At 65.6% G+C, this 23,943-nt stretch carries 18 protein-coding genes and 1 tRNA gene; 12 read left to right on the top strand and 7 right to left on the bottom strand.

Annotation, left to right across the window (positions count from 1 at the left end; all coding sequences use genetic code 11):
• The first annotated feature begins 142 nt into the window (after positions 1-142).
• The 5 genes from I4Q42_RS17125 (at position 143) to I4Q42_RS17105 (ending at position 5,349) form a co-directional block, all read left to right on the top strand.
• Positions 143-1,231: an ABC-three component system protein gene (locus I4Q42_RS17125; RefSeq protein WP_198577296.1), complete on the top strand. Its 1,089-nt coding sequence runs from the start codon at positions 143-145 to the stop codon at positions 1,229-1,231.
• Positions 1,232-1,263: 32 nt separating this feature from the next.
• Positions 1,264-1,737 carry an ABC-three component system middle component 2 gene (locus I4Q42_RS17120; RefSeq protein WP_198577295.1) on the top strand — a complete coding sequence of 158 codons (474 nt, stop codon included), beginning with the start codon at positions 1,264-1,266 and terminating at the stop codon, positions 1,735-1,737.
• 2 nt (positions 1,738-1,739) lie between these two features.
• A complete protein-coding gene (locus I4Q42_RS17115; protein ID WP_198577294.1) occupies positions 1,740-3,584 on the top strand; it encodes a hypothetical protein in 1,845 nt (614 codons plus the stop codon).
• Between the two features lie 307 nt (positions 3,585-3,891).
• Positions 3,892-4,674, top strand: coding sequence for a tetratricopeptide repeat protein (locus tag I4Q42_RS17110; RefSeq protein ID WP_198577293.1), 783 nt, complete (start codon positions 3,892-3,894; stop codon positions 4,672-4,674).
• Between the two features lie 309 nt (positions 4,675-4,983).
• The gene (locus I4Q42_RS17105; protein WP_198577292.1) at positions 4,984-5,349 is read left to right on the top strand and encodes a hypothetical protein; all 366 of its coding nucleotides are present in this window, start codon (positions 4,984-4,986) and stop codon (positions 5,347-5,349) included.
• A gap of 173 nt (positions 5,350-5,522) precedes the next feature.
• Here the strand turns inward: I4Q42_RS17105 and I4Q42_RS17100 are convergent, their stop codons facing one another.
• Entirely contained in the window at positions 5,523-6,773 is a 1,251-nt protein-coding gene (locus tag I4Q42_RS17100; protein WP_198577291.1) for a hypothetical protein, read from the bottom strand.
• Between the two features lie 432 nt (positions 6,774-7,205).
• Between I4Q42_RS17100 and I4Q42_RS26650 the strand changes: the two genes are divergently transcribed.
• Positions 7,206-7,469, top strand: a complete 264-nt coding sequence (locus tag I4Q42_RS26650; RefSeq protein WP_198577290.1) for a helix-turn-helix domain-containing protein — start codon at positions 7,206-7,208, stop codon at positions 7,467-7,469.
• 24 nt (positions 7,470-7,493) lie between these two features.
• Here I4Q42_RS26650 and I4Q42_RS17090 read toward each other — a convergent pair whose 3' ends face one another.
• The 3 genes from I4Q42_RS17090 to I4Q42_RS17080 all read right to left on the bottom strand — a co-directional run bounded on the left by I4Q42_RS17090 (position 7,494) and on the right by I4Q42_RS17080 (position 12,943).
• On the bottom strand, positions 7,494-11,348 hold the full coding sequence (locus I4Q42_RS17090) for an nSTAND3 domain-containing NTPase (protein ID WP_198577289.1): 3,855 nt from the start codon (positions 11,346-11,348) through the stop codon (positions 7,494-7,496).
• A 102-nt stretch (positions 11,349-11,450) separates the two neighbouring features.
• A complete protein-coding gene (locus tag I4Q42_RS17085) occupies positions 11,451-12,704 on the bottom strand; it encodes a tyrosine-type recombinase/integrase (RefSeq protein WP_198577288.1) in 1,254 nt (417 codons plus the stop codon).
• 148 nt (positions 12,705-12,852) lie between these two features.
• Positions 12,853-12,943 (bottom strand) — tRNA-Ser (locus I4Q42_RS17080).
• A gap of 140 nt (positions 12,944-13,083) precedes the next feature.
• Here I4Q42_RS17080 and hfsE point away from each other — a divergent pair.
• Genes hfsE through hfsH form a run of 4 tightly spaced genes read left to right on the top strand, consistent with a single transcriptional unit; the run spans position 13,084 to position 17,679 of the window.
• The gene (hfsE, locus tag I4Q42_RS17075; RefSeq protein ID WP_198577287.1) at positions 13,084-14,532 is read left to right on the top strand and encodes a polysaccharide biosynthesis protein HfsE; all 1,449 of its coding nucleotides are present in this window, start codon (positions 13,084-13,086) and stop codon (positions 14,530-14,532) included.
• Entirely contained in the window at positions 14,532-15,971 is a 1,440-nt protein-coding gene (gene hfsF / locus I4Q42_RS17070; RefSeq protein WP_198577286.1) for a polysaccharide biosynthesis protein HfsF, read from the top strand. The genes hfsE and hfsF overlap by 1 nt, the downstream gene beginning before the upstream one ends.
• The gene (hfsG, locus tag I4Q42_RS17065; protein WP_198577285.1) at positions 15,968-16,897 is read left to right on the top strand and encodes a polysaccharide biosynthesis protein HfsG; all 930 of its coding nucleotides are present in this window, start codon (positions 15,968-15,970) and stop codon (positions 16,895-16,897) included. Before hfsF ends, hfsG begins: the two co-directional genes overlap by 4 nt.
• Entirely contained in the window at positions 16,897-17,679 is a 783-nt protein-coding gene (hfsH, locus tag I4Q42_RS17060; protein WP_198577284.1) for an oligosaccharide deacetylase HfsH, read from the top strand. Before hfsG ends, hfsH begins: the two co-directional genes overlap by 1 nt.
• Here the strand turns inward: hfsH and I4Q42_RS17055 are convergent.
• The 3 genes from I4Q42_RS17055 to I4Q42_RS17045 all read right to left on the bottom strand — a co-directional run bounded on the left by I4Q42_RS17055 (position 17,676) and on the right by I4Q42_RS17045 (position 20,339).
• Positions 17,676-18,029 (bottom strand): hypothetical protein, encoded by a 354-nt coding sequence (locus tag I4Q42_RS17055; RefSeq protein ID WP_198577283.1) that lies wholly within the window; start codon positions 18,027-18,029, stop codon positions 17,676-17,678. The two genes, hfsH and I4Q42_RS17055, sit on opposite strands and share 4 nt — an antisense overlap.
• 31 nt (positions 18,030-18,060) lie before the next feature.
• Positions 18,061-18,738, bottom strand: coding sequence for a DUF882 domain-containing protein (locus I4Q42_RS17050; protein ID WP_198577282.1), 678 nt, complete (start codon positions 18,736-18,738; stop codon positions 18,061-18,063).
• Between the two features lie 125 nt (positions 18,739-18,863).
• Positions 18,864-20,339, bottom strand: a complete 1,476-nt coding sequence (locus I4Q42_RS17045; RefSeq protein WP_456298606.1) for a L,D-transpeptidase family protein — start codon at positions 20,337-20,339, stop codon at positions 18,864-18,866.
• A 237-nt stretch (positions 20,340-20,576) separates the two neighbouring features.
• Between I4Q42_RS17045 and I4Q42_RS17040 the strand changes: the two genes are divergently transcribed.
• Both I4Q42_RS17040 and I4Q42_RS17035 read left to right on the top strand, forming a co-directional pair.
• Entirely contained in the window at positions 20,577-21,641 is a 1,065-nt protein-coding gene (locus tag I4Q42_RS17040) for a glycosyltransferase family 4 protein (protein ID WP_198577280.1), read from the top strand.
• A gap of 136 nt (positions 21,642-21,777) precedes the next feature.
• The gene (locus I4Q42_RS17035) at positions 21,778-23,931 is read left to right on the top strand and encodes an amylo-alpha-1,6-glucosidase (protein ID WP_198577279.1); all 2,154 of its coding nucleotides are present in this window, start codon (positions 21,778-21,780) and stop codon (positions 23,929-23,931) included.
• Positions 23,932-23,943 lie beyond the last annotated feature (12 nt).

The following is a 23,943-nucleotide window of genomic DNA, read 5'->3' as shown; positions in this document are numbered from 1 at the left end:
CACGGCTATCGCGTGAGATGCATCGCGTCTTGAGTCGCGCCAAAAAGCACAAGCACCATCCTGGGTGCTTGAGAACACGAGTATCGCGGGTGAGGTCTTGGGAGTCGTAGCCAAAGTTTCGGGCAGCACCACGGCCCAGACCTTGCCAAGTCCAACCCCGTGGCCAGGCGTCAACGCTCGCCTCCTGAGCAGTCACGCCGGACTGCCTATCGCCCCGCTCCAACGCCTGGCGCACTTCAGCGCCGACGACTTCGAACGCTTCACGCTCGAATGGGCTGAAGGCTATCTGAAGGATCACCTGGCGGGCGCCTTTGAGGTCCAGCAACGCGGCGGCGCCGGCGACAAGGGTCGCGATATCGTCGTCTGGCTCGATCCCCCGACGGCGTCCCCGCGCCGCAGCCAGATCTATCAGTGCAAGCACTACACAACGCGCCTGGGAGCCGGCGCCGCCGCGGGCGAGATCGCCAAGCTGCTCCACTATACGTGCCTAGGTGATTTCCCCAAGCCGGAGACCTACTGGTTCGTCACCCACCTGGGCGTCACCGGACATCTCCAGGACCTGATCGACATCCCAGACAAGCTTCGCCAGTTCATTCTCGACGAATGGGACAAGCACTGCGCCAAGGCGATCACTGGCAAGGGGTCGGTGGTCCTGGCCGGTCCGTTCAAGGCCTATGTCGAGAGCTTCGACTTTGCGACCTTCCGGATCAAACAGCCGCACGAACTGATCGACGAGCACGGCAAGACCAAATACCACCACATCATCTTCGGCGCTCCGCTGATCACGCGGCCGCCAGTCTCCCCTCCCCCCTCAACCGTCGCGCCGCTCGAGACGGCCTATGTCGGCCAGTTGTTCGAGGTGATCGGCCAGGAACTGAAGATCCCGGTCAGCCAGCCGAACGACTTCGCCCACGACAGCACCTGTCGCGTCCTTTTCAACCGCTCGCGCCTTACCTTCTACGCGGCCGAAGGCCTCAAGGCGCTGGCTCGCGACCACATGGCCGATCAGGGCTATTTCACCACGCTGCTGGAAGAATTCAGCCAGGGCCTGTTCTTCAACTACAGCGCCGCCGGGGCGTCCGGTTACGAGCGGCTTGTCGATACGATCAAGGCCGCCCAGGCGTTGCAGTTGGGCGGCCACATCCTGGCCGACCACGTTCAAGCCGCCGATCGGGAGGGGATGTGCCACCAGATGGCCAATGAGGACCTTGTTCGCTGGTGCAAGCCATGAGCCCGGCTCCAGCGCCCCGGCCGGTAGCACGGTTGTTCAACACGCCGCTGGAATGCGGCCTGCGCCTTCTCTTCGTCCTGGACGCCGCCGAGGGCAGGGCCTGCGACCTGCAGCGCCTGATCGCCTACGACTATCTGCTGGTCCACTCCGGCGACGTCGAAGAGGGTCCGCACAGCCTGCATCCCGCCGTGCCCTTCCGCGGTGGCGAGATGCTCGTCAAGCGTGACGTCCTGCGCGCAGGTCTGGACCAGATGTTCTCGCGCGAGTTGCTCGAAAAGCACCTGAACAGCGCCGGGATCAGCTACTGCCGCGGCGAGCTGACCAAGGCCTTCCTGGACCTTCTGTCGAACGACTACGCCCAGGCGCTGCGCTGTCGCGCCCACTGGGTGATCGAGCGCTTCGGCGCACTCGAGGATGCCGACCTCGCGTCCTTCATGGAAAGCAATATCGGACAGTGGGGCGCAGAGTTCGACCGCCTGTCCGCGCTCAATGAATTGGAGCTTTAGCCGTGTTTCAGGTGCGTAGAGTGGTCGTGCGCGGCAAGGGCGTTCCCGACGCCGAGCTGACCTTCAAACCCGGAGCCAACATCCTGGCCGGCGTTTCCGACACCGGAAAGAGCTATCTCGTCCAGTGCCTGGACTTCATTTTCGGGGCCGACAAGATCAAGCGGTTTCCGCTGTCCGAACCCTATTCGCACCTGTTCGTACAGTTCGCCAACGATGACGAAGAGCCGCTGACCCTGTCCAGGGCGCTTTCCGGCGGCGACTTGACCGTCACGCCGTGGGAAATCGACGGCGTGCGTCCGACAAACCAGAGCCCCAGCACCGTCGTTCCCCGCCGTCGCGGCAGGAGCAAGGCCGACGACGTCACCTCGGTGCTGTTCCCGTTCGCCGACCTGCCCGAGGCCAATCTACGCAAGAACCGCTATGGCGAACTGCAGCGCCTGACCTTCCGCCACTGGATGCCCTCCATGCTGGTCGATGAGGTGGCCGTGATCGATGCGCGCTCGCCCGTTCGCGGGCCCGAAGGCTTCGACACCACAATCAATGAGCGCGCTTTTGCCTTTTCGCTGGCGGGGCGCGACGACGGCGAGGTGGTGTCGGCCGAGCGCAATGACGTCGTCGTGGCCAGGCTGAACGCCAAGCTGGCGGTCATCGACAATCTTCTGGAGCCCCTGGACGCGCGCCTGAAGGTCAGCGACGGCGAAACGGAGGAAACCATCGAGAAGGTCGAGGGCGCGATCGCGCGCCTGTCGACCCTCATGGACGACAACGCCCAGGCCCACGCCGCGCTGCAGATCGAGCGCGAAGTCGCACTGGGGCGACAGCTCAAGGCCGAAGGCCAGATCATGGCCATCGACGAACTCCTCGCGCGATATCGCCTCCTCGACGGGCGCTACGGGTCGGATCTGGATCGCTTGGATTTCATAGCCGAGGGCGCGCACTATTTGGACGCCCTGCAGTCGGTCGCCTGCCCGCTCTGCGACCAGGCCATGGACGCCCACCAGCACGCCGAGGCCGACAACGCCGAGGTCCAGACCGCCGCCCGCGCCGAAGCGGCCAAGATCCTGGCCCTGCGCCAAGACCTGACGGTGACCATCCAGGACGTGGAGGCGCGCCGCGTCTACCAGGTGGGGGTGCGTGACGAGGCTCGCACGACGATCACACGCGTGGACGCCCAGGTCCGCGGTCTGATGAACGTGGATCTGCGCGACGCCGACAGCCGGCTTTCCCGGCTGGTGGAACGCCGGGTGGTGCTGGAAGCGGCGCGAAACGACAAGGAACAGGCTGTCAGCCTGCGCACGCTTCGCCAGTCCATCGAGGCCGAGGCCAACCGCCCCCGGGCGACGGCGCGCAAGTGGGAAGCCCTGCCCAGCAGCGGCGTACATGATCTCTGCACGGAGATCGAAAAGGTTCTGCAGGACTGGAGCTGGCCTGGCCGCGGGAAGGTGACCTTCGACCAGAACGTCTACGATATCGAGGTCGACGGCCAGCCACGTCAGTCGCACGGCAAGGGCGTACGCGGCGTGCTCTACTCGGCCTTCGTCATCGGCCTGCTCAACTATTGCCGTGCGCGGGGACGTCCGCACGCTGGCCTGGTGGTGATCGACTCTCCGCTCACGGCGTTCAGCAAGCAGAAGAACCTCGCGCCCGGCTCTCCGCTCGAGGTCGGCGTCAGCGACGGCGTGGAAGCCAAGTTCTGGAACTCCCTGACCCGCATCGGCCCTGAGGTCCAGGTGATCGTCATCGAAAACAAGCCGCCCCCGCCCTCGGTCGCCGGCGCGGTCGCCTTCACCTGGTTCGCCGGCGAGTTCGCCACTGACGGCGAGCGAGCCGGCTTCTTCCCCGTCTGATCATCGCCGAACGCAAATGTCCGAGACATCCCCCTCGTTCGAGGCTGTGATCACCGTTGGCGTCATGTCCAGCGGGTTGATCTCCCCGTTCTTGTCCCTCAGCCGCCCTCATCGCCTATGCCAGCTACGCCAACCTGCGCGCCCCCAAGGACCGCGATAGCCAGGCAGGGTACGACCGGCGCAGGACGGTGCCTGCGCGGGCGCCATCATTGAGCACGCCCGACGCACGAGGTTGGGTGATAGCGCTTCACCCAGCAAAAACACCAACGCCGACCAAAATTCGCGACAAATCAGTAAAAGGCATAACATGTTTCGAGATATTTTCGGTAGACGCTCGAAAGAATACCAAGAGGGTCAGCGCCTATTTGAAGATGGCATGGCTCATGCCAGCCGCTTTGAAAGCGATCGAGCTATCGAATTATATACAAATTCGATCGCAATTCACCCAAACCCTGCCCCTTATATAAACAGGGCAAATCTTCTCTCGAAACGCATGAGAAATTTCGAGGCGTTGACCGACCTACTCGAAGCAAAGAGACTCGATGCGGCACAATCCCGGGAGTTCGGAGCCGTCATCGACAGGGAAATCGCCACCGAATTGCTAATAACCAGCAACTACAGAAGCGAGATTCGAGCCAAACTTCTTGAAGATCTAGCTTCAGACAAAATAAACACCATAGCCAGAAAAATATTCTCAACGTCTTTCAAAGTATCAAGAGAAGGATACTGGCAAAATTCACGAGCAATTTTGGAGTATCACTTCTTTAACGACCTTGACAATATAGTGAAATTTGAAGATATTTCACGCTTTCCGGAAGCTGAGGAGTATTTAGAACTATATGGACAAAATTATATAGACCACAAAATTATCAAATGTCCGGATGAAAGCGCGTATCTTGCAGCCGACATCACAGCTCGATCATTCTTATGCTGCTACCCAGTCGAAGAATATCGCTACCTGAGGAGAAGAATTCTATGGGACCTGCACCAAAATATGCTCCACGAAGACTATGGAGATATTTGGTCATTTTCATCTGAGGCGAAAGATACAATCAAGGATTTCGATAACTTTAATCAGGCCACTTGGTGATGAAAACTAAAATTTCCATCGCCGAGAAATGAACAAAAATTCTCCCCTTAGGTCATCATCGTGGGAGAGTGTCGGTTTCGTTCGACACTCTCCCACGAGCGACAGGATCTAAGCTCAGATTGCCCCTCACTTCGCCAGACCCAGGCTTTTCCCAACGGGCACTTCATGACATGGGACACGTGAGGAGAACGAATGTCGAGCACACGAAACTACATCCTTCTGGCGTTACAGGTAAGTGTCGCGGCGTCAGTCCTTGTCGGTGGGCCAGTGCTCTGGCGAGCATATAAGGACCGCGAGAGTCGCCTGCTGATGGAGCAATATCGCCAGACAGCGAGCAAGGCGCAGGGCCGCGCGGATGCGGAAATGAACTGGCCCAAAACCGAAGCAGAATGCCCGCGCTGGAACCCCAACTACACGGCTGGCTGCCTGGAGGTCGTGCGGGCGCGGGCTGCGAAGGAGCAAGCGCGTTTGGCCGAGCTCAGGGCCGATAAACCGCGCCAGGATCAGTTGATTATCCAGGGAATAATGAATCGAATGGAGTCAGGGCACGACGCAGGATACGATTGGGCGCGAGACCATAATATCGATTCCGAAAGCGGCTGCCGAGGCGAAAGCAGTTCTTTCAACGAAGGTTGCCGACGCTATGCCGAGGAACGGGAACTTGGCGAAAACTAGCGTAGAGACATCAAGGTCGCCGACCCTACCCTGCTCCAGCTTGTCGCCATACCCCTACGCCCGCGTCCGACGCCCCGTCCTCCGACACCCGCAATAGCCGAAGCATCATCCGCCCGTCGCCATAGCCGAGATCCACCACAGCTAGGTTCGCGAACAGCTGGTCTCAGTATCAGCTACCGGTCATCAGCCCCCCCCGGCGCTGCGCGCGCTATACGCTGTTCGAGACGATGCGCCAGCCATTGGAAGGAGTGGTCGACGGTCAGCGCGAGCTCTTCGACCAGATCGTGAAGTTGGACGGCCGCATCGCGCTGTTGCAGGTAGAAGCGCTCGACATAGGCATGCTTTAGCGGTTTGCCGTCGCCGTCGATGTCCGGCGCGACCGCCTGAACGTAGCGTATCGAGATACCGGCAACGAGGGATGTGCCACGGCCCACGAAGCAGCTCGGCTGGATATGGCCCGACATCATGTTGTGGGTGAGATCGTTCCGCATCGCGCGCAGCGCGAAGAAATTGCCCGCCGCGACGTTCGGCAGCGCATACGGTAAGTCGGCGGCGCCGACATCCGTCGGTTCCGCTGCGGAGTCGGTCGGAAACGGCCGATAGGGTTTGCCCACCTCGTTGTAGGGAAAATAGAGCTTGCCGGGCAGATCGGCCGCGCCAAACGGCTCGCGCACCAGATAGACGAAAACGCGGTACAGGAGATCCAGCGCGGTCGCCACCGCGCCGACCCCATCGGCGAAGGCGCCATGTATGCGCTCGGAAGTCATTGAACTGTTGACGATCTCCTGGCCCGGCTTGAGCGGCGGGTAGAAGCCCTGCTCATTCGCCAGCAGAATCCGCACCTGCGCCATCATTCGGTCGGCATGGTCGAAGGCACGCAGCAACGCCGTTCGCGTCTGCTCGATGAGTATGTGCGCGTTTCGCGCAAACACGTGATGATACCCGGGGGTCCCTGGCGCGAAGTCCGACTGCGCCATGCGAGCGGCGAAGGCGGCGGCGTCCACCTTGCCGTCGCGAACACCGTCGATGATCTCAAGCAGTTCTTCTTCCACCTGTAGAGTCCAAGCGGCGCCGGTGACGATTTTGGTGAGGCTGCGCAACGCTTTGTCGATCCTGCCGGCAGAGCCCAGCAAAGCCTCTACAAAGTAGTCGGCCGAGATGATGTGATCAGCTGGCTCGGCGACCTTGAAATGTAGCCGCCCGTCTTTGCCATGCAGGCGGCCGCTCAGATGCCTCTCCACCCAGTCGAGCAGATCATGCCCCGCAAGCGGCACCGCAAACTTCAACTCATCCACGCCGTCGGCGAGTTGTAGGGGGCTGGCAAGCTGGACCTTTGGGCCAGTGGTCAGGTCGTACCAACTCCTAGTGTCCAACGTCTCGCAGAGGTGCGCAGCGGCAATCTTCAGGTGGGTCTTGGTCGACATCAAATCTCTCTGGCCTTGCTGGGCGCCGGCCGAACTTGGGTGGGCATGGGTATATCCCGCGCCGCTTTTTCTCAATCAGGAATTGCAATTTAAAGCGCGAGAGCGCAGGGCCATTCCGCACCGCTGAAGCAGCTTCCAGATCGCCCCCCATCGACGAGCTGCTACCAATTTTGGCCCACAGGCAGAGGCGGTTTGATGAGTCCCCGCGCCGCCTTAATCCTGGCGGCGTCCGAACGGCCGCTTCCCCCATAGCCGACGCTGAGACCGCCTGTTCGCGAGCCTGGCCTTGTTGAACGAGGTCATGAACCACGCTCCTCAAGATTCCCCCCGCCGGTACCCTGTCTTTCTACGCCAGCATACGCAGTCAGCAGATCGGGGGTTGCGGCTCGTCGCGCCCGCGCCAAGCTCGCTCGGTAACAACAAGAGCGCCCCATGCATCAGGACCCAATCCCTCCAAGCGATCGTTCAGCGGGTCCCGAGCGCCTGGCCTACAGGATCAAGGAAGCCGCCGAGGTCCTGGCGATCAGCCGCAGCCGCCTGTACGAATTAGTGGCGGCCGGCGAGATCCGGGTTCTCAAGGATGGCTCCCGTACCCTGGTCCGACGAAGCGAACTTCAGGCCTACCTCGATCGGCTGGAAACGGCGCCAAACAGCTCGCCTCGGACGCTCGCCAAGCGGACCTCGCGAAGATCCTGATCGCTTGCTCAGATCTCCTCCCCCTTAGAGCGGCCCCTTCCAATCGGCGAAGACCGATGCGTCCTCGCCCTCCGGAGATCGCGAAGCGAAGCGACGATCGATCGCCTTGCGCCGTTCGTCTTCAATCCACTTGAGCGTCTCGACAGAGGCCCCGATCGTCCTGAACCCCTCGCCAAGACGCTGCCAAGTGCCAAACAATTTGGGTTTCTCTGATGTGTCCCTGAAAGCGTCGGCCACCCGCCGTATCGCGTTCAGCGCAACCGAGGTCTCGGTTTCTAGATCGTCGTCGTAACCCAAAGAGCCAAAGCCCACCGTTGGTGGCGCCAGCATCTTCCTCGCCTTTATGAGCCCCCACATGAATTGAAGAGCCTTCAAGTCCTCAACAAACGATCCAAGAACGCGATCGGCATAAGTCGTCGTGCCGAACCACTCGCGAATTTCCCGCAAATCCTCCAATGCGTTGGGGGCGACCTCAACGATCGCCTCGATCACGGTCTCCAGATCCCCGAACGCTTCAGCCCGCTCGAGCAGCCGCGCCCAAGCCTCGGCTTGCCAATTGCCGACTTCCCCCAGCCGGCGCGAGAGCAGCACCCTGCTTATCGCCACAAGGGTTTCGCGATCCACGGACTCAACGACTTTCAACAGTTCGGAGCTACGCTCTTCGTTTGCGAGGTCATCGAGCGCGACAGCAAAACCCGGGCGTCGCAGGTCGCCTGCCACCCACTCCACCGCCTGCGCCCATGCTCGCCCGCCTTGGTGATGTTGCCCGATCCACCAGAGGGGTTGGGGGGCGCCAACCATGAGGTGAATACAGGCCTGGAAGACAGGGGCGCCAAGATGCGCGAGCAGTTCCTCCGGCGAACGGCTCAAAAGATCTCGGTCGCCGGTGAGGCGTTCGACAAGATCTGACGCTACGTCGCGTCGCGTGAGACATGCCGCCACAAGCCAGCGCTCATCGCCAACGGACGCCCCGACAACATCGAGAAACCGCTGCTGTTCGTCAGGCGTCAGCTTGCTCCAAGCCGAAGCCAGGCGCGCCGTAAAATAAATCCTCGCCGCCGTATTCTGAGCCTGCAACAGCGAAGCCACATGGGGCCAACGCCAAGCTTTGTCGTCGGATCGCACCAAAAGATCGATCACAGACAGTTCGTTCTCGTCGGGAATTCTGTCAGCCAGACGTGCTTGCAACTTCTCGACCCAGCTATCGAGCAAGGGTTTCAATCGCAAACCCTCGCCCGCCGCGGCGGCCTCTTCGATCGCCCCGACTAGGCGACCATCGCGGAAAATGACGTTGGGCGCATTGCGGATGGCAACCGGCGCAAGTCGGGACAAAACTTCCCACCGAGGCGAGCTCGCCCAATCGTCGAGCTCGTCGAAGTGGTCGTCAGCCCTGAATTGAGACAGCAGCGACAGAAGTATGGTGGCTCCGCCCATGGCATGGGCGTGCCTGTCGAGCACCTCGAGGAAACTTTCCCGGTCGCCCTTTTCAAGGCTGTCCCATTCCCTGCAGACGTGCAGGAAGATCGTCTTTGTAATGGCCGGAGCAAAATCGTCCGCGATCTTGCTCAGGAGCAGCGCTCCGTTCGCCTCACTCGACGTTAGGGCCAAGCGCACCGTTTCGGCTCTGATCGCCGCCTCATTTGCGGCGAGCAGTCGTGCGACGATCTCCGCAGGCAAATCCTCGGTGCTAGAACGATAGGCGTCGAGGATCAGCTTAGATGTCTCGGCGTCTAGATCGATGACCTCTCCCGTACGGATCGCATCCACATACGGTGCCACGTCAGCAACCTTTGGCGGGTCTGACGAATGAAAGAACGCCTCCAGGCCTTGGCAGACAATCAGTTGTCCATCGACCGCAACAAGTTGCTCGAAATCGAGGTCAACCGAAGAGACCCAATGCGAAATGGACGTCTTCTTTTCGCTCGCCGCGGACAGAACACTTCGCGAGAGAAAATCGAAGCAGGCGTCGCGCGTCGCTGGATAGAGCGATCGCAGTCCGGTTTCGGCCAGGTCCAGCGTGCGGTCATAACCACCGGCGGCCCCCTTGAAGGCGCCAAGAATCCAGTCGAGGTTCCTCGCGGCTGACAGAGAAGCGTCGCGGTCGACAGCAGCCAGGGCGCGCTCGACCTGGCCAGCGGCCAACTCCAGTTCATCATCGAATTCGGGGCGCAGTAGGGCTTGTGCGCCCGCACGAACATAGGGGTGGACGAAGTTCAGTTGGTCGCCATGACGCTCAAGGACCCTCCGCCGACGCAACGACAAGATCGGCGAGTCCAAGCCGCCTTGCGCGAGAGGATCTTTCTCGTAGACCGGAGCCACGATTGGCGCCGGCTTCATAACGTCGATCCCGCAATCCGATCGAAGCGATGGGCGTTCTTTGGCGCCCCCCAGAATGAACGCAACCTCCCGCAACTGCGCGTCCCGGCCAGGCTCCGTGGCGATCGCGCAGGCCTTCAGGACATCGCCCGTCGGGGCGTCTGCCTGCGCCAGGGCATGGGCAAAGTCGACCGCATCGGCCCGCGAAGCCGCCAATAGTTCAGCGTCTGTCGGCACCCCCTCGATACGATCGATCGTTGCTGCCAGATATGCGATCGCGCCCGCATCCCTCAACGCCTCAGTTTCGGCGATGAGTTTGGAAATCCGCTCGATGAGCACCGGTTCGACCTGGGCCTCAGCGGCGTCTCTACGCCAGAGCGCTTGGGCGTCCTCGAGGGGCAAGGCACCAAGAGCGCGCCATTGCCAGGCGCCAACGGCGCATTGGGCAAGCGCTCCAGCGCGACGCGTTTCCAACAAAGGCTCTTGGCTTTGAGCGACGATCAGACGGCGGTCATCACCAAGGCCATCTAGCAGCTTCTGGAGGGCCACCAATCGGACCGAGGAATCCGCCACGGCCTGTCGTGGTCCGAGCGGATCTTCGAGGACGTACGCACGCTGGCGCCGCACGGGCTCATTGAGGAAGCGATCGGCTTGATCGATGTGGCTGCTTCGCTGGACCTCGAATCCTAGCTTCTGAAGCTCGCCAGCCAGCTGAAACGCAGTCCAGGACTTGCCGACCCGCGGCGGCCCGCTCAGCAGGATCGCGCCTAGCCGAGACAGCTCCTCCAGCATCGAGGCATCTTCGCCGCGCGGAAGGTAGCCCGACTTGGCGACTAGCTCCGGCCCAAACGTGGCCAGCAGATCATGGAGGGTCGGATTGAGGTCGATGTCGAGGCCTTTGCCGTCCGCTACGATCTTGGCCAAGCGCGAGACGCCGTCGGCCAGGCGATCGGTAGGCACGCCTTGCGCCAACAAGCGCTTCTGGACGATCACGTCGATCGTCTCGCTTGATTGAAGTTCGTGCAGGAACACGCGCTGCAAGACGCCCGTGCAATCGGCAGCCGTGAGCGCGGCGAGTTCGGCGACACGCTTACTGCGCTTCTGGGCAAGCTTGCTTGGCGTCGTGCCTGCTTTGCGCTTTGTCGCCAAGGCCTTGAAGGCTGCACAGAGTGACGCCCCGATCTTTTCGTCAACGGCTTGCCCGCGCGCGCCCCCTTGCCAGTCCATGGGGGCGAGCAGTGGCTTCAGCTCATCGTCGCAGCGTCCCGAAAATACGAACAGCGCGCTACGCGTCGGATCATCACGCAAGCGATCGAACAACGGGTTGACCGCCGCGTGCGGGGGAAAATGCAAGAGATGTTCGGCGAGTGTCGCCGCCGAGACGTCGCCGGCGGCGCCTTTGACCTGCACCTCGCAGAGGCCTGCTCCATTCCAGTCAAGTTGCGCGTCTTCGCCCCCCGTCGGCTCAGCCAGCAGCGCGGCGTCCTTGCAACGCAGACCCAGCTCCACGCAGACGAGGTCTTGAAAGGTGAATTTCTTTGGTGCGACGAGGGCGATGGACACGGTCTAGGGAACACCGAGCGGCGTGAGTGAAGGCCCTAGATACCGGCGAGACCCATCAAAAGCCAAGCTTGAGGTTGAGCCCATCACCCCTGCTATGGACCGTTAGCCGATCACCGCGCAGGCCTTGGCCCAGTCTTCCATCAACACCCGACGCTTGCCGAAGAGATCGCCGCGGCGATAGGCCGACTCCACCTTGTTGGCCACGACATGGGCCAGGGCCATCTCGACGATTTCGCCGGCATGATCGGTCTTCTCGGCCGCCCAATCACGGAACGTGCTGCGGAAGCCATGGGTGGTCAGGTCCGGTCGGCGCAGGGTCTTGAGGACCTTGAGCATGCTCATGTTCGACAGGCCCTTGCCGGCCTTGGCGCCGAAGAACACCGGCCCGGTCGGCTCGGTGGGCGCCGCCTTGGAGCGATTGGGCTTCCAGCGCCTAGCTTCGACGTCTCGCCAGCGATCGGCCATGTCCTTTAGGATCGCGATCGCTGGGTCGGTCAACGGGACACGATGTTCCCTCTGCCCCTTCATCCTTCCCTCCGGCACGGTCCAGACCTTCTCCTCCAGATCGATCTCGCTCCACTCGAGCCCAAGCACCTCCCCGGTGCGCGCGGCCGTCAGGATGGTGAAGGTCAGGGCCTTGGCCGAGACGCTGTCGAACTCGGCCAGCTTGCGCATGAACATCGACAGGCCGGCATACGGGAGCGCGGCGTGGTGCTTGACCTTGGCCACCTTGGCCTTGGCGGGAAGGATCTTGTCCAGGTGGCCGCCCCAGCGCGCTGGGTTGTCGCCCTGCCGGTAGCCAAGGGCGGTCGCCCAATCGAGGACGTTCTCGATCCGGCCGCGAACCCGGCCGGCGGTCACCGCCTTGCTGCCCCAGATGGGCTTGAGCGCCTTGAGGACTTCGTCGGCGCCGATGTCAGCGATCGCCAGCTTACCCATGTGAGGCGAAGCGTAGGTCGTCAGCGAAGTCTTCCACTGCTTGATGTGCTTTTCGTTGCGCCAGGCCGACTGGTTGGCCTCGATAAACTCGTCGATCGCCTTGTCGAAGGTGATCGCCTTGGCCTCCTCCAGGACCTCGGCCTTCTGCGCCTTGCGCCTTTCCTCCAGCGGATCCAGGCCCTGGTGAAGAAGCTCCCGCGCACCGCGCGCCAGCTCCCGGGCCTTGGCCAGGCTGACGCAGTGGAGCGGCCCAAGGCCCATCCACTTTTCTTTCTTGTTGAGCCAGTAGCGGAAAATCCAGGAGCGCCCGGCCTCGCCGGTGACCTGGAGGTGGAGCCCCCCGCCATCGGGATAGAGGCCAGGCGATTCTGCCCGGCGGACCTCCAAGGGACTCAAGCGTTCAAGAAGCCGGGCCATCGCTACCCCAGTTCCTACCTACGGTCTGAGCGTCGACAGTGATGGATTTGGGTGGACGCGTCCAAACACAATGTCGCGATCAAACCCTTATTCCGTAAAGGTTTTCGGGACGCCGGCGGACGCCGGTGGATTGCTATGGAAGGGGTGTTGGCGGAGACGGAGGGATTCGAACCCTCGATACCCTTTTGGGGTATGCCGCTTTAGCAAAGCGGTGCCTTCAGCCTCTCGGCCACGTCTCCTCCTGAGAGGGAGCGGTTCGATAGCCTGTTCGTTCGCGAATGACAATCGAACCGTGAAGGAAAATCGCGTTAACGCGACGCTCAGACGGCCACGCTAGGTTGAACCTCGTTCTCCCGCGCGCAGAAGCCCAAGAGTCATCATGAGTTCAGCCCTCGCCCGCCCCGCGGACGCAGCCCCTGCGTCCGCCGAAGTGCATAGCCGGCGCGGTCCCTTTCGTCCTGAGCGCCTGACCCCCGCTCGCGCCCGCGTCCAGATCCAGAACCTGACGCGCGGGTTCCGGCTCGCCGACGCGATTCTCGCCCTCGCCGTGGCCTTCTGGGTCGCCCGCGACGGCGGTCTCGTTGCCGCCCTGGCTGGCGCCGTCGTGGCGCTGGGCGCGCTGCATGGCCTGGAGGCCTACGCCTTCGCCCATCGCGAGGCCCTGACCCGCCACCTGCTGCGCGTGGCCGCCGCGATCGGCGCCTCGACGATCGCCGTGCAGATCCTGGCCCTGACGCCGCTGGGCGCGGGCCCGCCGCATGTCGCCAAGTGGCTGGCCATCGCCCTGCCCGCCTTCGTAGCCCTGCACGCCGGCTGGTGGACCCTGGTCCGCAACGGCCGCCGCAATGGGACCCTGACCCCCAACATCGTGCTGGTCGGGGCCACGACCAACGCCGAGCGCCTGATCGCCGCGGCCCTGCGCACCGGCGAGGTCAACGTGCTGGGCGTGTTCGACGACCGCGCCGCCCGCGCCCCGGAGGCAGTCATGGGCGTGCCGGTGCTGGGCGACACCCAGGCCCTGGTCGACCACCGCATCATGCCCTTCGTCGACCGCGTGGTGATCGCCGTCGAATCCACCGCCCAGGCCCGGGTCGGCCAGCTGGTCGACCGCCTGTCGGAACTGCCCAACCCGGTCAGCCTGATCGTCGACATCGGCGGCGACGCCGACCGCGACTCGGCCCTCTCGCACCTGGCCGACCTGTCGGGGGCCCCGACCGACGCCCGCCGGGCCATGGTCAAGCGCGCCCAGGACCTGGTCGTCACGCTGCTGGGCCTGATCGTCGCCGCGCCGGTGATGCTGGTCGTCGCCATCGCCGTGAAGCTCGACAGCCCCGGCCCGATCTTCTTCCGCCAGCGCCGCCACGGCTTCAACAACGAGGCGATCCTGATCTGGAAATTCCGCTCGATGCGGCACGAGATGGCCGACGCCAAGGCCGCCCGCCAGATCAGCGCCAATGACGACCGCGTCACCCGCGTCGGCAGGTTCATTCGCAAGACCAGCCTCGACGAGCTGCCGCAGCTGTTCAACGTGCTGACCGGCGAGATGTCGATCGTCGGGCCGCGCCCGCACGCCATCGGCATGATGACCGGCGACGTGGAGTCGGCCAAGCTGGTGGCCACCTACGCCCACCGCCACCGCATGAAGCCCGGCGTCACCGGCTGGGCGGCGATCAAAGGCTCGCGCGGCGCCGTCGACACCGCCGAACTGGTCCGCCAGCGCGTGGCCTACGACGTCGAATATATCGAGCGGCAGTCGTTCTGGCTGGACCTCTATGTGATCCTGATGACCGTGCCCTGCCTGCTCGGCGACAAGACCGCCGTGCGCTGATGTTCTGGCGCGGCGTCCTCGGCTACCTGCCGGTCAACATCGTCCAGGGGGTCGTCGGCCTGCTGACGATCGTGCTGTTCACGCAGCTGCTGACGCCGGCCGAGTATGGGACCTATGCGCTGGCCTTCTCGGCGCTGAGCCTGACCCAGACGGCCCTGCTGACCTGGACCGAGGCGGCCATGGCCCGCTTCCATGCCCGGGCGCAGGAGGACGGCCGCCTGCCGGATCACTTCGCCACCCTCTATCGGCTGTGGGTCCTGATGGCCCTGACGATCCCGGTCGCCGCCGCCGTGATCCTGCGGTTCTGGCCGATGGCCCCGGCCCTGAAGGTCGCGGTCGCCGCCGCCTTCGCCGCCGCGGCGGTGAAAAGCCTGGCCAAGCTGTCGCAGGAGCGCCGCCGCGCCGCCGGCGAGGTGTCGGGCGCGGCCCTGCTGGACGTTGTCCAGACCGTCGGCGGTTTCGCCCTGGGGCTGGTGCTGGCCCTGGTCGGCCTGGGCGGCGCGGCCCCGATCCTCGGCATGGGCGCGATCTCGCTGCTGTGCCTGGTGTTCGTGCTGCCGGCCGACATCGGACGGCTGAAGGGCGGCCATTTCGACAAGGCCCTGGCCAGGTCCTACGCCGCCTACGGCCTGCCGGTGGCCTTCTCGCTGATCCTGGCCCTGGTGCTGTCGACCACCGACCGTTTCCTGCTGGCCGCCTTCCTCGACGAGAGCGCGGTCGGCGTCTACCACGCCGGCTATTCGCTGGGCTCACGCACCCTGGACGTGGTGTTCATCTGGCTGGGCATGGCCGGCGGTCCGGCCATGGTCGCGGCGCTGGAGCGCGGCGGCCGCGAGGCCCTGCATGAGAGCGCCCGCGAGCAGGCCGACTTCATGGTGCTGCTGACCCTGCCCGCCGCCGTGGGCCTGGCCCTGGTCGCCCGTCCCCTGACCGAGGTGATGATCGGCCCGGCCCTGCGCGAGGGCGCGGCCGGCGTGACACCGTGGATCGCCGCCAGCGGCTGGCTGTCGGGCGTGACCACCTACTACCTGCTGCAGGCCTTCACCCTGGGCCGGCGCACGACGATGCTGAGTGTCTGCATGGCCATCCCGGCCGGCGCCAACCTCGCCCTCAACCTGATCCTGATCCCGCGCTTTGGCCTGTCGGGCGCGCTGTGGGCGACCACCGCCAGCTACGCCCTGGGCGCGATCGCCGCCGGCCTGCTGGGCCGCCAGGCCTGCGCCCTGCCGATCCCGTGGGAGGCGCTGGCCAAGGTCGGGCTGTCGAGCCTGCTGATGGCCGCCCTGGTCCTGGCCCTGCCGGACCTGGGGGGCCTGCCCGAACTGATCCTCAAGGCCGGCCTCGGCGCGGCGACCTTCGGCGGAGCGGCCCTGCTGCTCGACGCCGGCGGCGCCCGCGCGCGCCTGGCCCTTCTGACCCGCAGGTTCCGCCCCGCATGACCGCCCTAATCACCGAAACGCTCGCCAACAACGCCGCCTGGGGCCAGGCCGCCCCGCGCCTGTCGGTGCTGATCCCCACTTTCCGCGACAACCCGACCGCCCTGCTCCGCGCCCTGGACGGGACCGACGGCGCGGCCGAGATCGTGGTTCTGGACGACGGCGGCGGCGACGAGGCCCTGGCCGCGCAGATCGGCAAGATCATCGCGGGCCTCAAGCGCCCGGCCCGCTTCGTGCGGCTGTCGCGTAACGCCGGCCGCGCCCAGGGCCGCAACCGCCTGGCCGCCCACGCTCGCGGGCGCCACCTGCTGTTCCTCGACAGCGACATGCTGCCCGACCCGCGCGACTTCCTCTCGCGCTGGCTGGCGGTGGCGGGCGACGACGCCCCGGTCGCCTTCGGCGGCCTGTCGCTGAACCAGACCCCGATCCGCCCCGAGCACGCCCTGCACCGGGCCATGGCGCTGAAGAGCGACTGCACCCCCGCCCCCGAGCGGGCGAAGGAGCCGGAAAAGCACGTCTTCACCTCGAACCTGCTGATCCGCCGCGACGTCTTCGAGACCGTCGCCTTCGACGAGGGCTTCGCCGGCTGGGGCTGGGAGGACGTCGAGTGGGGCATGCGCGTGGGGCGCGCCCACCCGATCCTGCACATCGACAACACCGCCACGCACCTGGGCCTCGACCCCGCCCCGGTGATCGCCGCCAAGTACGAGCAGTCGGCCGCCAACTTCGCCCGCGTGGTCGCCGCCCACCACGACCTGGTCAGCGCCTATCCCAGCTACAAGGTCGCCAAGGCCCTGAAGGGCGTCCCCCTTCGCGGAACCTGGCGGCCGTGGCTGAAGGCCATCGCCCTGGCCGAAAGCTTGCCAACGCCCCTGCGGGCGTTTTCCATGCGGCTCTACCGGGCCGCCCTCTATTCGGACGCCGTGTGATGACCGCAGTCGAACAGACCTTCGAGAAGGTGGACGCCTACGAGCCGGACCGCTCGCTGAAGGGCAAGGTCCGCCGCCGGCTGATCCGCCTGCAGCATCGCCGCCCGGCGCGGGTGAAGCTGGAGCGGCCGATGGTGTCGTTCAGCTTCGACGACGCCCCGGCCAGCGCCTGCGAGGCGGGCGCGCGGATCCTGGAAGAGCGTGGCTTTCGCGGCACCTACTATTTCGCCGCCGGCCTGACCGGTCGCGACGGGCCGATGGGCCGCTACGCCACCGGCGAGGACGCCGCCCGCCTGCATGCGGCCGGCCACGAGATCGGCTGCCACACCTTCAGCCACCTCGACTGCGGCCAGGCCTCGACGCAGGTCGCCCTCTCCGACGTGGCCCAGAACACCGACGCCCTGGCCGCCTGGGGCGTGGGGAAGGCCGTCAGCTTCGCCTATCCCTATGGCGACGTCGCCGCCCCGGCCAAGACGGCCCTGGCCGGCCGGTTCAAGACCCTCCGGGCCCTGCATCACGGCCTGATCGCCAACGGCGCCGACCTCAACCAGGCTCCGGCCGTCGGCATTGAGGGCGAGGACGGCGAGGCCGTGGCCCTGCGCTGGCTGGACGCGGCGCACCGCCGCAAGGCCTGGCTGATACTCTACACCCACGACGTGGCGAAGGCCCCGTCGGCCTGGGGCTGCACGGTGGAGACGCTGGAACGGCTGATCGACGGCGCGGTCAACGCCGGCTTCGACGTGGTGACCGTGGCCGAGGGATCGCGGCGGATCGGGCTTTAGTCTCGCTTAGCCCGGGAGGTCATCCCGGCGGCGGCGGCATCGTCGACCATCTGCGGATCGATTTCGGGCGCAGGCTGGGGCGCGGCGGCGGGCGCCTGCACGACCGGCGGCTTTTCGGGTTCGGGCGTCGCAGCGACCGGCGCGGCGGCCGTGGCCGGGGTGCGGGTGACGGCGGCGCTGGCGGCGTCATCGGCCGCGGTGCGGACCTCGGGGCCTTCCTCGTAGCCGGAGCTTTCGAAACCGACCCCGGCGCTGACCACCAGGATCACGCCGAGCGCCGCCACGGCGCCGACGACGAAACCCAGGACGATCCATCCCAAAGGATTGCCGCGACGTTCGGCCTTGACCATCTGGAGCTCCCTTTCGGGCGGGCTCCCTCGCTCAGGAGCCGACCCAACGCCGGACCGCGCCGACGTCAACGTGAACGAAGTTACTGACGGGATAGTACCCGACGCCGCCCTGCTTCAGGTCGAGGGCCGCGGTCCTCAGCCGATCCAGGGAGACATCCTCCAGATAGAGATCGATGGCCTTGCCGTCCATGTGCAGGCTGCGTTTGGCGACCTCACCGCTGCGCGCGTGCAACATCGCGTTGGTCTTGGGCGAGCGATAGCCGGAGATGATCTGGAAGTGCGACTTGCTCTCCACCCGCGAGGCCAGGCCCGCCATGATGTCGAACAGCTTGGGATTCATCGCCGCCACGTCGCCGGTGCGATAGTCGCGCAGCACCTTGTCGAGGGCCTGGACGGCGTCGGGCACATAGGCGCCCTTCTCGAAATAGACCGCCTCGACCTTTTCCTGGGTGTGCACATTGTGCAGCTTCAGCCAGCGGGGTTCGCGCGAAATGACGCGAGTCGGCTCGGGCTCGGGAACCGACGGCGTTGGAGGCTCGTTATCAGCCATGCCCTCGGCCGCCGCGCCCATGTCCTGCTTCATCAGCAGGTCGGCGATAGGATCGGCCCCAGGGCTGAACTTGGACTGTGCGAAGGCCGCCATGGGCCCGACCGCGCTGGCGCCCAGCACACCGAGGCCAAGCCCCAGAAGCTTGCGTCGTTCGATCATGGATACGCTTTCCCGACTGGCTGCGTCAGGCCGCCCGAGGGCCGCCGAAGCTCACTTGGAACACGATAAACTTTCCCGATCGGAAAGGCCTACGCACCAAAAGAGGCCTGACGAGGGCGCTCGGGTCAAGCTGAGCCGGGCTTGGATGCGGCGATACGCTGCACCAGCGTACGATCCCAGCCATACGGGTCGTCGCGGAAGTTGACCTGCCCGTCCGGGGTCACATAGGCGGTCCAGTAGAGCAGGAACACCGCCATCGGCTGGGCCAGTTGGGCCCGCACCGTCTTGCCCGAAGCGATGGTCGAGTCGACGTTTTCCGGCGTCCATTCGGCGCTGCCGTTCAGCAGCTGCTTGGCCAGCGGTATCGGCTTTTCCAGGCGCACGCAGCCGTGGCTGGCCAGGCGGCTGTAGCTGGCGAACTTGGCCCGCGACGGGGTGTCGTGCAGGTAGACGCCGTAGGGGTTGTTGAAGTCGAACTTCACCACGCCGAGCGCGGCCTTGTCGCCGGCTTTCTGCTGCAGGCGCGAGCCGCCGTCGCCGGTGGGGATGACGATGAAGTCGTTGCGCGCTAGATAGCCCGGATTGGCCCGCTCCTTGGGCCACAGCTCCTTGGTGGCGATCGAGGACGGCACGTTCCAGGGCGGATTGAGCACGATCGAGTGGATCTGCGATTGCAGCATCGGCGTCTCGTCGCCCGGGCGGCCGGTGACGGCGCGCATAGTCAGGGTCGGGGCGTCGTGGTGGAAGACGCTCATCACGGCGGCGGCGATATTGACCTGGATGCGGTCGGCCGGCAGCTCCTGCGGCAGCCAGCGCCAGCGCTCCATATTGGCGAGGATCTGGTCGATACGCAGCTGCACCGGCACGTTCAGGGCCGTCAGCGTCCCTTTGCCGAGCACGCCGTCCGGATTGAGGCCGAAGCGCTTCTGGGCCCGCATCAGGGCCTGTTGCAGGGCTTCGTCGAACACGGCCACGCCATCGACGGCGATCGTGGGATCCTCGACCGCCAGCCGGGCCTCGAGCTGGACGATGCGCGCGTCGCCCTTGTCGCCCAGCTTCAGCGGCGCGCCTTCGGGGACGACGGCCCAGCCGCCGCGGGCGGCGATGTCGCGATAGGTGACGAGGCCCTTCTGCAGGGTCTGGTAGCCGGTATAGGGCGGCGACAGGTCTTCCAGCCAGGCGGCGAGGCGGTCGCTCTGCAAGGCGGCGGCGAAGCCGGGGGCCGGATCGTAGGGCGCGGGGCGCAGGCCCCAGTTGGCGTCGAAGTCGGCGGCGGCCAGGCGGCCGCTGTGCACGGCCCTGGCGTAGCGCATCGTCAGGGCGACCAGCTGGTTCAGCCCCGCCTGGCGGTCGGCGCCGCTGCGCGAGTCGAGAAGGGCCAGGGCGCGATCGGGGGCAAAGGCGCCGGGATCGAAGCCGTGGGCCGGCGCGTCGTTCAGCGCCTTGGCCAGCAGGTCGATCTGGTCGGCGCGCAGGGCCGGCGGCGCGGGCACCTGGGTCGGCGCCTGCTGCGGCGCGCGGACTGGCCGGACTTGAGCTTGAGCCTGGACGGCGGGAGCCGCCGACATCCAAAGGGCCGCACCCAGTAGGGCGGTCGTCACTTTCAAGCTCTTGGTCACCGTCAACGGGTCTCGCACGCACATTGCGCGCGGCCCCTCCGCGCACTTCCAAATGGCAATTCCGCGTCGGCTTCGTCAACGCGAGGATTGTGAAAGGCGAACGGCCAAGGTCGCCTTTTGGTTCTTTCTGACGTGGCGGAACCTTACAGCCACACTCGCGGTTTGCTGTTCGTCGACGGCGCCGTTGCGCCACAATCGTCCTTGCCAGGATTGCCGCACATGAGAATCGCCCAGGTTCCGCCCCTGTATGAAGCCGTTCCGCCGCGGTTCTACGGGGGAACGGAAAGGGTGGTCGCGCACCTGACCGACGCCTTGGTAGACCTGGGTCACGAGGTCACCCTGTTCGCCTCCGGCGAAGCCCAGACCAAGGCCAATCTGGTCGTCGTCCGCGACCAGGCCATCCGTCTCGACCCCGCGCCGCTGAAGTCGGACCTGGCGGCCCACATGTCGATGCTGGCCGAGGTGCGCCGCCGCGCCGACGAATTCGACGTCATCCACTTCCACACTGACATGATCCACTTCCCGATGTTCTCGGACATGGCGGAGCGGACCCTGACCACCCTGCACGGGCGGCTGGACCTGAAGGACCTGCCGGGCGTCTATCGCCGCTGGCCGCAGTTTCCGCTGATCTCGATCTCCGACAGCCAGCGCGCGCCTCTGCCCTTCGCCAACTGGGCCGGCACGGTGCTGCACGGCATGTGCGCCGAGATCTACGACTTCCACCCGAAGTCGGACGGCTACCTCGCCTTCCTGGGCCGGATCTCGCCGGAGAAGGGTCCCGAGCGGGCGATCGCCATCGCCAAGCGTGTCGGCCGCAAGCTGAAGATCGCCGCCAAGGTCGATGCCGCCGACCGCGAATATTTCCACAGCGTCGTCGAGCCCCTGCTCGACCATCCGCTGATCGAGTTCGTCGGCGAGATCGGCGACGCGGAGAAGTCGGCCTTCCTGGGCGGCGCCGACGCCCTGCTCTTCCCCATCGCCTGGCCCGAGCCCTTCGGCCTGGTGATGATCGAGGCCATGGCCTGCGGCACGCCAGTGGTCGCCTACCAGTGGGGCTCGGTGCCCGAGGTGATCGAGGAAGGCGTCACAGGCTTCATCGTCGACGACGAGGACGAAGCCGTCGCCGCCCTGCGCCGGCTGCCCGACCTGTCGCGCCAGGCGGTGCGCGAACGCTTCGAGACCCGGTTCTCGGCCCACGCCATGGCCCGTCGCTATCTCGACATCTATTCGCGCCTGGACGAGGCGGCCAAGCCGCCGCGACTGACCCTCGCCCAAAGCGCCTGACCTGTCGGCGGTCCAGCCCCACGGCCAAGCTGCCGGCCTGAGGCCGCATTGTGTTTCCAAGTTTCAGCGACCGCGCCCTCACCGGCGCGGCCGCTGATCGCGTTTCGGACCCAGCGTTCCGGAAAAGGGGCCTCTCATGGACGACCTCGCACCGACCCCGTTGACCGCCGGCGAGCAGGGGGAGACCGGCGAACCGCGCGTGCCCTACCGGCTTTTCGCGCTGAAGGACCGCGACACCTTCCTGGTGGCCGACGCCTTCGGCGACGTGCTGGGGGCGGCCGACGGCCTGTTCCACGACGACACCCGGCTGCTGTCGCGCCTGCGCCTGTTGATCGGCGGCCAGCCGCCGGCCCTGCTGAGCGCCAGCGTCTCGCAGGACAACGTGTTCTTCACCTCGCACTCGACCAACCAGACCGTCCAGTCGCTGGGCGGGGCCTCGGCGCCGCACGGCGCGATCCACATCGAGCGCAAACGCTTCCTGTGGGCCGAGCGGCTCTACGAGCGCCTGCGCTTCGTCAACTACAGCCGCGACATGGTCATCCTGCCGGTGATCCTGGAGTACGACGCCGACTTCCACGACATGTTCGAGGTGCGCGGCTCCAAGCGAAAGGCCAGGGGGCGCGTGCTGCCGGCCGAGCTGAACGGCCGCTCGGTGCACTTCGCCTATCAGGGCCTGGACGAGCTGCGGCGCGACAGCGTCATCGCCTTCTCCGAACCGCCCGGACGGCTGACGCCGCAGCGAGCCGAATTCATGTTCATGCTGACGCCGGACACCCATTTCGACCTCTATCTCGAGGTCGGGCCGGTTCCGGACCATCCGCCGACCCGCGAGCGCTGGCGCGCCGCCGCCGCCCGGGCCCGGCTCGACATGCGCGGCCGTCGCCGGCGCGGGGCGCGGCTGAAGAGCTCCGGGCGACTGTTCAACGACTGGCTGGAAAAGTCGCGGGCGGATCTGGCTTTGCTGACCACCGAGTTCGACACCGGCCCCTACCCCTATGCCGGCATCCCCTGGTTCTCGACCCCGTTCGGCCGCGACGCCATCATCACCGCCTGGCAGGTGCTGTGGATCGAGCCGCGGCTGGCCAAGGGCGTGCTGGCTTACCTAGCCGAGCATCAGGCCGAGGAGGTCAGCGCCTTCCGCGACAGCGCGCCGGGCAAGATCATGCACGAGACCCGCAAGGGCGAGATGACCGCGCTGGGGGAACTGCCCTTCGGTCGCTACTACGGCGGGGTCGACACCACGCCGCTGTTCGTGGCCCTGGCCTGCGCCTATGCCGAGCGGACCGGCGATCTCGCCTTCATCGACAGCCTTTGGACGCGCCTGCAGGCGGCCATCGGCTGGATCGAGCACTTCGGCGACAGCGACGGCGATGGTTTGATCGACTACGCCCGCGGCGCCGATACAGGCCTCTCCAACCAGAACTGGAAGGACAGCGAGGACAGCGTCTTCCACGCCGACGGCAAGTTCCCCGACGGACCGATCGCCGTGGTCGAGGTGCAGGGCTACGCCTTCGCCGCCTTCAAGGGCATGGCCGACCTGGCCCGCCGTCGCGGCGAGACCGACCTGGCCGAACGCTGGAGCGCCAAGGCCGAGCATCTGCGGACCATGGTCGAGGAACGGTTCTGGATGGAGGACAAGGGCTTCTACGCCATGGCCATTGACGGTCACGGCCAGCCCTGCCGGGTGCGCGGCTCCAACCCCGGCCACCTGCTGTTCTGCGGCCTGCCCTCGCCCGAGCGGGCCGCCAAGGTGGCCGAGACCCTGTTGTCCAACGTCTTCCACAACGGCTTCGGCGTACGGACCCTGGCCGAGGGCGAGCCGCGCTTCAATCCGATGAGCTATCACAACGGCTCGGTCTGGCCCCACGACACGGCCATCTGCGCCATGGGACTGGCCCGCTACGGCCACCGCGACGGGGTGGTGCGGATGACCTCGGGCCTGTTCGAGACCGCCGCCCACTACGAGATGCGGCTGCCCGAGCTGTTCTGCGGCTTCCCGCGCCAACCGGGCGAGCCGCCGGTGGCCTATCCGGTGGCCTGCCTGCCCCAGGCCTGGGCGGCGGGCTCGGCCTTCATGATGCTACAAGCTTGCCTGGGCATCACCGTCGATGGCTGGGCGGGCGAGATTCGCATCCAGGAGCCGCGCCTGCCGATTGGCATCGACAGCCTGTCGATCGAGAACCTGGGCGTCGGCGAGCGGCTGACCGATCTTTCCTTCGAACATGTCGGACGCCATGTCACGGTGCAGGGCGGTCGGCGCTCGACCGTGCCGATCCTGACCCGCTGCTAGTACCCGCGTACC

Source organism: Caulobacter hibisci, assembly GCF_016135805.1.
GTDB classification, from domain to species: Bacteria; Pseudomonadota; Alphaproteobacteria; order Caulobacterales; family Caulobacteraceae; genus Caulobacter; species Caulobacter hibisci.
This window is presented reverse-complemented; position numbering and strand designations above follow the sequence as displayed.